Source organism: Kitasatospora sp. NPDC057512 (assembly GCF_042802135.1).
GTDB lineage: Bacteria > Actinomycetota > Actinomycetes > Streptomycetales > Streptomycetaceae > Kitasatospora.
Genome location: NZ_JBHVET010000184.1, coordinates 1 through 12,313, shown reverse-complemented (window position 1 = coordinate 12,313; position 12,313 = coordinate 1). Strand labels below are relative to the sequence as shown.

At 70.2% G+C, this 12,313-nt stretch carries 6 protein-coding genes; 3 read left to right on the top strand and 3 right to left on the bottom strand.

From position 1 onward, the window contains the following. Positions 1 to 66: 66 nt before the first annotated feature. Entirely contained in the window at positions 67 to 4,563 is a 4,497-nt protein-coding gene (locus tag ACFU6K_RS14975) for an FG-GAP-like repeat-containing protein (protein ID WP_380663223.1), read from the bottom strand. Positions 4,564 to 4,982: 419 nt separating this feature from the next. Here ACFU6K_RS14975 and ACFU6K_RS14970 point away from each other — a divergent pair, with 419 nt between their 5' ends. After that, a complete protein-coding gene (locus tag ACFU6K_RS14970) occupies positions 4,983 to 5,714 on the top strand; it encodes a hypothetical protein (RefSeq protein ID WP_380663221.1) in 732 nt (243 codons plus the stop codon). 528 nt (positions 5,715 to 6,242) lie between these two features. On the opposite strand, the gene ACFU6K_RS14965 is transcribed toward ACFU6K_RS14970, so the two are convergent. Continuing rightward, entirely contained in the window at positions 6,243 to 6,809 is a 567-nt protein-coding gene (locus tag ACFU6K_RS14965; protein WP_380663220.1) for a dihydrofolate reductase family protein, read from the bottom strand. A gap of 433 nt (positions 6,810 to 7,242) precedes the next feature. Here ACFU6K_RS14965 and ACFU6K_RS14960 point away from each other — a divergent pair, with 433 nt between their 5' ends. After that, the gene (locus tag ACFU6K_RS14960) at positions 7,243 to 8,619 is read left to right on the top strand and encodes an NUDIX domain-containing protein (protein WP_380663218.1); all 1,377 of its coding nucleotides are present in this window, start codon (positions 7,243 to 7,245) and stop codon (positions 8,617 to 8,619) included. 277 nt (positions 8,620 to 8,896) lie between these two features. On the opposite strand, the gene ACFU6K_RS14955 is transcribed toward ACFU6K_RS14960, so the two are convergent. Then, positions 8,897 to 10,489, bottom strand: a complete 1,593-nt coding sequence (locus ACFU6K_RS14955) for an amidohydrolase family protein (protein WP_380663217.1) — start codon at positions 10,487 to 10,489, stop codon at positions 8,897 to 8,899. Between the two features lie 506 nt (positions 10,490 to 10,995). On the opposite strand from ACFU6K_RS14955, the gene ACFU6K_RS14950 reads away from it, so the two are divergent. Beyond that, a complete protein-coding gene (locus ACFU6K_RS14950; RefSeq protein WP_380663215.1) occupies positions 10,996 to 12,276 on the top strand; it encodes an amidohydrolase family protein in 1,281 nt (426 codons plus the stop codon). The last annotated feature ends 37 nt before the right edge of the window (positions 12,277 to 12,313 follow it).

Here is a 12,313-nt window from a genome sequence, read left to right as displayed (position 1 = left end):
GGCGGTGCCGTGCCGGGGCCGTCGTGGCCATCGTGGCGGAGGGATCGGGTCCGGAGCCCGGAGGGGTCAGATCCGGACCCGGTGGGCCGGAGCCACACCGGCGGCGATCCGGCCGGCTTCGATCCAGCCCGGGGCGTCGCCGCCGTGGTTGAGCCAGACCCTCATCGCGCCGTCGTCCGCCAGGACGAGGTAGTCGGCCCTGCCGTCGCCGTCGAAGTCGGTGAACCGCACGTTGTCGCGGGGGGCGACACCTGCAGCGATCTGCCCGAGGTCCCGCCAACCGCCGTGCCCGTCACCGCCGTTGTTGATCCACGCCTTGACCGAGCCGTCGTCCTCCACGACCAGGTAGTCGGCGCGTCCGTCGCCGTTGACGTCGGCGAAGCGCACCTTGCCACTCGGGGCGACGCCGGCGGCGACCCGGCCGATGGCCTCCCAGCCCCCGCGCCCGTCACCGCCCTTGTTCAGCCAGACGCCGACCGAGCCGTCGTCCTCCAGGACGAGGTAGTCGGCCTTCCCGTCACCGTCGAAGTCGGCGAGGCGCACCTTCCTGCCGGGGGCGACCCCGGCGGCGACCGTAGCAGCGCCGTCCAGGACGAAGCCGCCCTTCCCGCTACCCTTCCAGTACATCAGACTGCCGTCCGGCATCACTTCCAGGTGATCGGCCTTGCCGTCGCCGTCGAAGTCCGTGAAGTACGGCGTGGAGTAAGGGAGTTCATCGAGACCTCGGTCGCAGGAGGGCTCCTTCGGGACCGGCTCCTCCCAGCCGCCGCGCCCGTCACCGCCCCGGTTGAACAGCATGCACTGGTCGAAAACCCCACCGCCCTTGCTGGCGAGGTAGTCGACCTTCTTGTCCCCGTCGACGTCGCCCAGCCACACGTACTTGCTCGGCAGACCAACACCGGTGGCGACCTGGCCGAGTTCGGTCCAGCCGCGCTCGGCGGTGTCGCCTCCGTTGTTGAGCCACGCGTCCAGCGAACCGTTGTCACCGACCACGAGGTAGTCGGCCCGCTTGTCGCCGTCGACGTCCGCGAAGCGGACCTTGCCGCCCGGCGCGACGCCCGCGGCGACCTTTCCGAGAGCGCTCCAGCCGCCTCCGCCGGGCATGTCGGTGCCCTTGTTCAGCCAGACGCTCACCGAGCCGTCGTCTCCGACCGCCAGGTAGTCGGCCTTGCCGTCGCCGTCGAAGTCGGCGAAGCGGACCTTGTCCCCGGTGGCCACTCCGGCCGCGATCCGCCCGACGCCGTTCCAGCCGCCCCGGCCGTCGGTGTTGAGCCAGGCGGAGACGGAGCCGTCGTCCTCGACCACGAGGTAGTCGGCCTTCCCGTCGCCGTTGACATCCGCGAAGCGGACCTTGCCGCCGGGGGCGACACCGGCCGCCACCGTGCCGACGGCCTGCCAACCGCCTCCGCCGGGCGTGCCGGTGCCGGTGGTTCCGCCGGACCCGGTCGACGGATCCATGCCCCCGCCACCGCCGGGCGTGCCCGTACCCGTGGTCCCACCGGAGCCGGTCGACGGGTCCATGCCCCCGCCACCGCCCGGCGTGCCCGTACCCCCCGGCATGTCGGTGCCCCGGTTGAGCCAGGCCTGCACCGAGCCGTCGTCGTTCAGGACGAGGTAGTCGGCCCTGCCGTCGCCGTCGAGGTCGGCGAAGCGGACCTTGCGGCCCGGCGCGACCCCGGCGGCGATCCTTCCGACGCTCTGCCAGCCTCCGCCGCCCTTGGCGTCGGTGCCCCGGTTCAGCCATGCCTCGACCGAGCCGTCGTCGCCGACCACCAGGTAGTCGGCCTTGCCGTCACCGTCGATGTCCACCGGGCCGTCGCCCAGGACGCCCCCGTTGTACGGGGCGGGCTTGACCTCGACGTTCTCGGTGATCCAGCCGTCGGCGGCCGCGGCGGCGACCCCCTCGTAGAAGGCGTCGGCGATCTTCGTGTAGCCGCTCGGGGTCGGGTGCAGGCCGTCGCCGCCCCTCATGTCGCCCGCGGTGACGGCGCCCATGTCCGCGAAGCGCACCTTCATGCCCTTGCCCCGCCAGGTGTCCACCAGCGGCGGCAGGAGCCTGTTGTAGGCGTCGAACAGCGGCTGGAAGCGCGCCCACGGCATGGCGGGGTCGGTCGGGGGAACCGAGCCGAGCACCACCGTCGCGTCCGGCGCCATCGCGTGGATCTTCCCCAGCAAGGTGTCCATCCGGTCGCGGGCATCCTGCGGCGTGGTCGGGGCGCCGCGGTTGAGGTCGTTGGTGCCCGCCATCAGCGTGATCACGTTCGGCTTCGCCGCCGGCAGCCAGGCGTCGAGGTCTCCCTGGGGGTAGCCGGCGTTGTCCGTCAACTCGTCGATCCGCCAGCCCGAGTGGCCCTCGTGGTCGCCGTCGAAGCCGCCGTCGCCGTGCTTGAGGGAGCCGACGAAGTCCAGGCTGCCGGTGTGGTCCTTCAGCGCCTGCCACAGCTCCTTGCGGTAGCCCAGACTGTCGTTGGCGCTGCCCACTCCCTGGGTGATCGAGTCGCCCAACGGCATCACCGTCAGCTTCGGCACGTCCCACGGGTCCCGGTTCTCCAGACCGGTGTGCCGGACGGTCACCGCACCCGGTGCCGCCCCGGCCCGTCCGTCACAGGCGAACGTGCCGTACTGCGGGCGTGCGTCGTGCTGCCGCACCGTCTGGCTCAGACACTGCGACAGTGCCTGCTGCCCGAAGGCGTTCGGGTGGACGAACTCCTGCGCCTCGCCCTGCTTGCGCGTGCTGGGCACTCCGGGCAGGTGGTCGACCCAGCGCACCCACTCGGCCGCGTCGGCGGCCAGCGGGGACTGCGGGGAGTTCTCCACCCCGGCCGTCCTGGCGTCCTTGGAGTTCAGCTCGTGCCCCGCGAAGGCGGACCGCGGGTCGAGGAAGACCGCCTTCTTCGCGACCGCGGCCTTCTTGAGGGCGTCGGAGATCGCCGGGGTGACGGTGCGATTGGTCCAGGCGGCGTCCTCGTCGTAGAAGGGGAAGCCCGCCTTGGTGTACCGATCGTAGGTGTCGCCGGTCTCGCGCATGCCCAGGGGCTGCGGGAACGGGCTCGGGTAGGACTGGACGACCAGGGTGTAGTCGCCGTCCTCGTACCCCGCGTCCCGCATGGCGGCGCGGATGTCGTCGACCGTGCCCTCGACGCTGCCCTGAAGGCCCGCCAACTTGCTCTTCAGAGGACCGTCCTCACCGTCGCGGCAGGCGCCCTGGCCGAGCAGGAACCGCCGGGCGCAACGCGTCAGGATCCCGGAGAAGTCGAGGTCGTTCCCGCCGACGGACAGCGCGATCACCTTGACCGCCTGATTCTTCGCCAGCTCGCGCAGTTGCTGGACCTGCGGCGCCTCGCCCTTGAATCCCTCGCTGCGGACGTGCTTCGTCTCGGCTCCGGAGCAGGCGATGTTGAAGCGGTTCGCCGGCGGGACGCCGTAGAGGTCGGCACCCTTGATCTCGGCCACGTCCGAGCGGTCGCACCCGTTGCCGCCCTGGTAGGAGGTGTCGCCGTAGACCTTCGTCAGGTCGTAGCGGCAGGTCTCCGCTTCGGCGGCCTCCCCGGTGCAGTCCGTCGCGGCACGGTCGGTACCGAGACCGGAGCCGGAACTCGGGTAGTCCCCGTTGCCGGCCCAGCGGCCGCCCTCACCGGAGATGTAGCTGTCGCCCATGGAGACGACGGCGGCGGCGGAATCGTCCGAGCACGCCGAGCCCGCGCGGACGGACAGCTGGGATGCGACCTTGCATGGGCGCTTCATGGCCAGCATCCGTCGCAGGAAGTCGGTGTTCATCACCAATTGCTTCCCGTACGGACCCATCACCTCGTAGGTGGCGCCAGCGTCGATCGCCTTTCCCATCTTGCCCCACTCGAGGATCAGGTCCTTGTAGTCGCGTACGGGGAAGGGCCCCTTCCCGGATGGATCGGCGAGGGCGTCCAGCACGCCTTTCTCGACCGCCCTGTTCCTGGCCGACTCAGCCACTGCCACGACGAGGACGCCCAGCGGTCCCCGCAGAGCGCCGTACGGTTCCTTGCCACCCGCCGGTTTCGCGAAGGCAAGCGCCTGCACGGCTCTCTCGATGTCGGACTCCGCGACGGTGTAGTCCGGATCTTCGAGCTTCATCAGGTCCTGGTACCTGCCCTCATAGCCGAGGTCGACCCGTTGGGAACCGGTTCCAGGGCCGTCCGTCTCGATGGCGCCGCCGTCCTTGCGGAGATAGAAGTACCGGCTGTCGATGTGGAATCCGATGACGTAGGAGTCGGCTTCCCTCATGATCAGCTGGACGCCTCCCACGCCCTCGGGCCCGAGAGAAGTGATGTCGAGCAGTGCGATGCCGGTGCCCGTCAGCTCGACGTTCCTGACCTCCGTGGTCGTCCCGCCGACCGTGACCGTGTAGTCGTGGGGCGTTCCGTGCAGCCCCTTACGCAGATTCGATATGACCGTCGCGAGTCGATCCCTGTAGCCGGCTTCCGGCTCGGCTGCCGCACCGTGGGCGGGGCGGATGAGGGCGGCCAGAAGCAGCGCGAGGGACAGCAGGAAGGAACCGGTCCGCAGGAGCGCCCGGGCGTGAGGGAGCATCACACCCGCGGTCGCCGCGTCATCGGGCCGTCGGTCGCGCTGTCCGGCAACCTTCCGGGCGCGGGTGTTCTGTCTGATCGATGGACGTTGTGGATCCATGGGTCCGTTTCAGGTGTGGAGTGGCCCCGCCGTGGCAGGACTGCCGGTTGAGGCGATCCCGGCCGGGAGGAGGACGCTCATCAGCCGATCCCCCGATCGGTACGCCAGAGCATCAATGTGTACTGCAATACTAATCTGGACTCAAGTCCACTTGATGCATGGGCTCCGGGCCGACCGTCAGGCCATGAGGGCCGGCGATCGGCTCAACCTTCGTGCGGATCCGGCACCATGGCGCCAGGTCAGGCAGCCCGTGGGAGCGCCGAACAGTCAGTCGATAATTGGGTGTCGCCGATCAGTCCGGGACTGATAGCGTCCCGGACGTGGCAAAGCTGAACCAGATCATCGCCGTTGAAAAGGGCGTCAAGTCCAAGTCCTTCCAGGAGCTGACGCAGGCCCACCAGGACCTGCAGAAGCCCGCGCTGCTGGCCGGGATCTCCCGCGCCTACCAGCCCAAGGACGAGGAGGGCGAGCAGCTGCCGCCGGAGTCGACCCGGGTGCAGCTGAAGGCCGAGGACATCCTGCGGTCCACCGCGAACACCCTCACCCGGCTCTTCGACGTGACGGCCACCAAGGACTGGGCCAACATCGACGCCCGCGCCGACGTCGTGGTGGACGGCCAGGTGCTCCTCGCCCGGGTTCCGGTGCCGTACCTGCTCTTCCTGGAGAAGCAGCTCACCGACTTGTTCACCTTCGTGAAGAAGCTACCGGTACTGGACGCCTCCGAGTCGTGGAACCTCGACCCGTCCACCGACGCCTGGAAGACCGAGCCGGTGCGCACCATCCGGACCAAGAAGGTGCCGCGCAACCACGTCAAGGCCGAGGCGACCGAGAAGCACCCGGCCCAGGTCGAGGTCTACTACGAGGACGTCGCGGTCGGCTACTGGACCACGGTCAAGTTCTCCGGCGCGCTGCCGGCCCGCCGGGTGAACGAGCTCGCCGAGCGGGTGGAGAAGCTCCAGCAGGCCGTCAAGTTCGCCCGCGAGGAGGCCAACGCCGTCGAGGTCACCGACCAGCGGGTGGGTGACGCCGTCTTCGGCTACCTGTTCCGGTAGCCTCATGATCGCCCGCCCGGGGAGCCGGGCGGGTGCGCCGAGCGCGACAAGTCCCCTGCCTGGGAAGCCGGATGGGTGGGCCCGCGCGCGGTGCGAAAAGCTGACACTGACGTTGAAGCTGACCAGGGGTCACAGTGGAGGTTCGAGCCCTCCCCCCGGCACCACCGGCCGGGGTAGCCCAATCAGGCAGAGGCAGGCCCTGTCAATCTCAGACTCTCGCTCCAGTCTCAGCATTCGCCGCCGAACACCGGATCGACCGGGTGCGGACGAATATCGACGAATGCGGGTTCAAGTCCTGTCTGTGCCGCTCCGTGGCACGGTAGTTCAAAGGTAGAACGCGTCGATTTCAACCTGATCCGCGACCCTTAAACGTGCCGGTGTGCGCAATTGGGCGGCAAACAGGGGCCCGGGAGCAGGCTACGCTCCCGGGTCCTCTCGCATTCCCGCGCGTTCCCGGCACGTCCTCACCGCGCGGGGAACAGCTCCAGGGATGCGGCGGGCGGACGCCGGGGCCGAGGACCCTGCTGCTCAGCGCCTCGTCTCGTACCTGGTCAGGACCACGCCGCCGGGAAACGTCCGCGTCTCCACGAGGTTCAGGTTCACCCAGCTGTCCAGCGCGGTGAAGAACGGCGTGCCGCCGCCCACCAGGACCGGATGGGTGGCGATCACGTACTCGTCGATCAGCCCGGCGCGCATGGCCGCCCCGGCGAGCGTCGCGCCGCCGATGTCCATCGGGCCGCCGTCCTCGGCCTTGAGCCGGGTGATCTCGGCGATCGCGTCGCCGGTGACCAGGCGGGTGTTCCAGTCGACCTCGTCGATCGTCGAGGAGAACACCACCTTCGGCGTGTCCCGCCAGTTCCGCGCGAACTCGATCTCCGCCGGGGTGGCGTCGGGCTGCTGGTCGGCGGTCGGCCAGTAGGAGCTCATCGTCTTCCACAGCTTGCGCCCGTACAGCGTCAGGCCACTCGCCTGCTCGTGCTCCAGCCACCACTGGAACAGCTCGGGGCTCGGCGGTCCGCTCCAGCCGATGTCGTCGCCGGCCGCGGCGACGTAGCCGTCCAGGGTCAGGTTCATGCCGTAGATCAGTTTCCGCATGGCCCAGCCTTCCGTCCGTGGGTGTCCGGCGTACGGACCGGCGCGGCTCGGGAGACTCGTCGGTGCGCGATCCGGGCTCGCCGGCCGTCCTCGTGCTTCTGGGCTCAGCGTGGTGCACCCGGTCGACACTGGCAAGCCGCCTGATCCGGCCTCACCCTCGCGAGGGAATGCCACCGATTCGAGGCTGGTCACGAGCGACAAGGCCGGTCGGCGGCTGCCCCGCCCTGTGCCGTGGATGCTCGAAAAGTCCCCGTTCGACCTGGGCTCGCCCGGAGCCGGTCCACTTGAACGCCGGATTCGAACAGCTCCATCATCGATTGCCTGCAACGCCCCCGGCACATACCTGAACTCGACTTCCGGGTATGCGCCTTGAAGAGAGCAGTGCCGCAGCGGCAGTCCCATGCGCCCACCGAGAGACCGAGGAGTCCGCCCAGTGATCGACTTCCAGGTGCTGACCGAGCTGGCCTTCCGCGAGGGCGTCGAGCGGATCGGCGTCGGCGTGGTGGTCCGCGACGCCTCCGGCCGGATCCTGATGATCCGCCGGGCCGCACACGACGTCCTGCCCGGCCTGTGGGAGTACCCGGGCGGCGGCGTGGAGGACGGCGAACCCGTGCCGGCCGGGGCGGCGCGGGAACTGGCCGAGGAGACCGGGCTCACCGGCCTGCCGCTGGAGTACGCGCGGTACCTGGACCTCAGCAACCAACGGGGCCTGCGCGTACGCCAGTTCGTCTTCACCGCCGTCGTGCCGGACGGCACCCCGGTCGTCCTCTCGCCCGACCATGACGGGCACCAGTGGGCCGACCCCGAGCGGCTGCCGCCGACAGGCGAAGGGCAGCGTACGGTGATCGAGTGGCTCACCGGCCGTCTGGCCGTACCCGGTTGGCGCCCGGCCGGCGGCTACCTCACCACCATCGCCCGACCCAGCGCCTACGGCTGCTTCCTGGTCACCGACCCGCAGGGCCGCGTCCTCGGGATGCGCTCCGCCGTCGACCCCGGCGTGTGGAACTTCCCCGGCGGCAACGTCGAGCCCGGCGAGACGCCGTTCACCACCGCCCTGCGCGAGGCCCGGGAGGAGCTCGGTCTCGACCTCGCCGCGGAGAACCCCGAGACCGTCACCCGCGGGCGCCTGGTCGCCGTCATCCACGAACAGGCCGGCACCGAGCAGCCCGTCCCCGCCTGCGGCTTCGTCTTCGACGGCGGGGTCCTCACCCGCGAGAAGCAGGCCCGGATCCGCCTCGATCCGGCCGAGCACACCGAGTGGCGCTTCGAGACCGCCCACGACTGGCACGCCCGGATGACCCCCGCCCGGTACCAGCGGCTCCGGCAGGTGCTGCGCGCCCACCGCTCCGGTGTCCCGCTCTACCTGGAGCGCCCCGTACCGGCCGACGACGACTTCGAGGGCGTCCTGGTCTTCGTCACCGACCGTGCGGGTCGACTGCTGATGAACCTGCGCGAGGACAGACCGGGCATGGCCTGGCCCGGCTACTGGACTCCGATCGGCGGCTGGCGGGAGACCGACGAGAGCGCCCGGGAGAGCGCGGTGCGCGAGGTCCGCGAGGAGGCCGGCATCGAGATCACCGGCCTGCGACCCCTCCCCGACCCGGACGACGACCTCGGCCTCCCGCTCACCCGCGTCCTGCACGCCGTCTGGGACGGCCCCGCCGGCGACCTGCGGCTCGGCGACGAGGGCCTGGCCGTCCGCATGGTTCCCCTCGACGAGGTGCTCGACCTCAAGGTCCCGCCCTACCTGCGCCGCTACCTGCCCCTGCTTGCCGCCGAAGCCGACCAGCCCACCGGGAGTACCCCATGACCCGCACGCCCTCCGCGAGATCACCTGCGGCAACCGGCTCTCCACCCACGGCTGGCCGGTGTGACGCCGGCGCCACCGCAGCCCTGTCCGCAGCACGTGCATGGTGCCGGCGAGAGCTGTCCTGTCCGGAACGCGAACTCTTCCGGGATGGGGGTGTCCTCGTTCGGGAGCGGGTGGCGGCAACGGGGCCCGCCCGCTCCCCCAGGTCGTCCGGGACGAGATCGGCACGCACGCGGACACCCTGCGGAACACGATCACTGAAGGCGATGCGTGCGGCTCAGCTCGATTCGAGGCCCCCGGCCGCACCGGCACCCGGCATTCCGGGCAGGGTGGTGACCAGGTCCCGGCGGATCGGCTTGCCCGGGCGCTGCTCCAGAAGCTCCTTGCCGTCCCGGATGATGGGGATGCCGTTCACGAGGACGTGCCGGAAGCCGGTGGAGTGCTGCGCGGGCTCGGTGAACGTCGCGTTGTCCTGCACGGTGGCGAGGTCGAACACCACGATGTCGGCGTCCGCGCCGACCTGGAGCCGACCCTTGCCGCGCATGTGCGGCACCGACTTCTCCAGGATCTGCGCCGGGATGAGGCTGGTCTTGCGGATCGCCTCGATCAGCGACACCTTGGGCTCCCCTTCGGGGCCTCCGCGTGCCCAGCGGGAGAGGAAGCGGGAGAAGCAGCCGGCCGAACGCGGGTGGGCGAAGGCCTCCGTGGGCAGCGGCCAGACGTCGCCCTCGACGAGGGTGCCGTCCTTGTTCACCCACGGCATCGCGTCGGAGGCGATCGCGGCCCCGGGGTACAGCACGGTGAGGTCGAGGAGCTCGGCGTCCTCGGGCTTGTCGTCGGGGTGCAGGAAGTGCATGTTGACGACGGTCCCGGGCGCGTTCTTCTGCAGCTCGTCGATCTTCTCCTGGGTCATCGGTTCGCCGTTGACCTCCATCGCCGAGGCGTCCTCCACTCCCCAGCGTGCGAGCCAGTCGCCCTGGAAGACCTCCGCGCTCACGGTGCTGGAGCACGCGCCGTAGGGGTACGCCTCGACGGTCACCGGCACGCCGCTCTCCTGAGCTTCGCGGACGAGTTCCACGCAGGCCTTGGCGTCCCGGCCGGCGTTGGCGTTGAGGTGGCAGATGTGCATGTGCGCGCCGGTCGTCGCGGCGAGGGAGATGAGTTCGCCGAGTGCTTCGAAGCCGCTGTCCGGTTCCTGAACGGAGAGGTAGCGCACGTGCGTGAAGGTCGGCACCTCGTGCTTCGCGGCGAGCTTGGCGAGCGCGTGGTACTCCTTGCGCCCGTAGCCCGGCGCGTAGCCGCCGTTGATGCCGATGCCCAGACCGCCCTCCAGCAGTCCCCGCTCGACGCGGGCGATGATGCGCTGGATCTCGTCGTCGTCGGCGACGCTGTTCTGCCAGCCGTCGAGCGAGAACGCCTCCTGGAACCAGACCAGGTTGGCCTCGGGCTCCCGGTCCTCCTTCTCCGCGATGCGGGCGTAGACCCACGAGACGGACACGCCGTAGTTGATCGGGCGGCCGCCCTCGGCGACCACGTTGTCGTAGAACTCCGCGATCGGCAGGAGTCCCGATTCCAGTTCGAGCGCGGTGGTCACCCCGTCGAAGGCCTGCATCCACGCGGCGGGCAGCTGCTGGCCGTGCGAGTGGAGATCGACGAACCCGGGGGCGACGACCAGGCCCTCGGCGTCGATCACCGTCGTGCCCTCCAGCGGCTCACGTGAGATCGCCGCGACCCGCTCTCCCGTGATCCCCACGTTGAGGATCTCGTCGATCTCCCTCTCGGGATCCACCACGCGCCCCCCGACGAGGACGACGTCGTACGGGCCGGGCAGGTTCTGCTGCGTGTGGCCCTCTTGCGGCTTGTCAGTCATCGGCATCTCCGTGGTCGCCAGAGTGGTTCGTGTCCGAGCAGATCCTGACAGGCCGTCAGCGTGCCGGACTCGACCCCGGAGCCGGGTTCACCCGGCGGGCGGAACCCGGGCCCCTCGACGCCGGCCTCCCGTCGTCCCGTCGTCCTCGTCAGGGCAACGTCGGTGTCCCGCCCGATCCCTGTCACCCCACGGGGCCGATGGGCGTCTACTGCGCACCCCGCTGCGGCGAGTCGTCGCGCCCCTGATCGTACGAGGAGTGGGCTCGACGACATCAGATGATCCCGTGCCCGATTTACGGCGTTTGATCACGACCTCGGGGTTAGCGTGTGAAGCCGAGCGGGACGCCATCAGCAGGATCGCCCTCCGAGCGAGCCGGGACCGGCGAAACAGTTCCGTGCGTCATGCCCCGATTCTCCGCGCCTCCGCCAACGCGCCAAGCGCCCGCCCGATCCCGTCGGGCCGGCGGATCCCGTCGGCTCGTACTGTCCCGCCACGAGAGGAAGACCGTGACCCAGCAGACTCCCGTACCGATCCTGATCAAGAACGTGCGCGTCTTCGACGCCGTGCGCTCCGGGCCGACCCCGCCGACGTCGGTGCTCATCCGGGACCGCAGGATCGCCGCGATCGGTGTGGAGAACCCGCCGGAGGGGGCCGTCGTCATCGAGGGCGGCGGGCGGGTGCTCATGCCCGGCCTGACCGACGCCCACGTCCACCTGTTCGCGACCGGGACCTCCCTCGCGGGCCTGACCACCGGCGCCACCGGCACGGGCTACTACAACGCGCTCGCCGAAGCCGAGCGGATGCTCATGCGCGGCTTCACCACCGTCCGGGACATGGCCGGCGACGTCACCTCGCTGCGGCAGGTCCTGGACGCGGGGACGTTCCCCGGCCCGCGCATCTACCCGAGCCAGGCGGCCATCTCCCAGACCTCCGGCCACGGCGACTTCTCCCACGTCTACGAGGACGCGAACACCTTCTCCTGCGGGGCGCACGCCCGCGCCGAGCAGATCGGCTTCCTACGGGTCGCCGACGGCCGCGACCAGGTGCTCGCGGCCGTGCGCGAGCAGCTGAAGAAGGGGGCCTCCCAGATCAAGGTCATGGCGGGCGGTGGAGTGTCCTCCGCCTACGACCCGCTGGACGTGCTGCAGTACACGGCGGACGAACTCAGGGCCGCGGTCGAGGCCGCCACGGACTGGGGAACGTACGTGTGCGCGCACGTCTACAACGACGAGGGCATCCGCCGCGCGATCGCCGCCGGGATCAGGTCGATCGAGCACGGCCACCTGGTCGCCGGCCCCGAGACCGTCAAGCTGATGGCGGACAGCGGGGTGTGGCTGAGCACCCAGCCCTTCCTCGAGAGCGACCACGAGTACGCCAACCCGGAGAACACCGCGAAGAACAAGCAGGTCTGCGAGGGCGTCGCGAACTCCTTCCAGTGGGCACGGGAGCAGGGCGCGAAGATCGCCTTCGGCACGGACCTGCTGCTCGAACCGGAGAAGGCCGGGCTGCAGAACGAGATGCTGACCCGGCTGTCCACGGAGTTCGGGTTCAAGCCCGCCGAGGCGCTGAGGATCGCCACGTCCGGCAACACCGAGCTCTTCCGGCTCTCCGGCGAGCGCGACCCCTACAAGGAGGCCATCCTCGGCCAGATCACCGAGGGCGCCTGGGCCGACGTCCTCCTCGTCGAGGACGACCCCACCCAGGACCTCACCGTGCTCGGCGACCCGGACAGGAACCTCACCGTGATCATCAAAGACGGCCGCATCTACAAGAACCTCCTCGACTGACCCCGGACGACGCCACTCGGTCGGTGGGGCCGCGGTT

Coding starts and splice junctions, on each gene's coding strand:
- ACFU6K_RS14975 (WP_380663223.1), bottom strand. CDS start 4,563: ATGCTCCCTCACGCCCGGGCGCTCCTGCGGACCGGTTCCTTCCTGCTG.
- ACFU6K_RS14965 (WP_380663220.1), bottom strand. CDS start 6,809: ATGCGGAAACTGATCTACGGCATGAACCTGACCCTGGACGGCTACGTC.
- ACFU6K_RS14955 (WP_380663217.1), bottom strand. CDS start 10,489: ATGACTGACAAGCCGCAAGAGGGCCACACGCAGCAGAACCTGCCCGGC.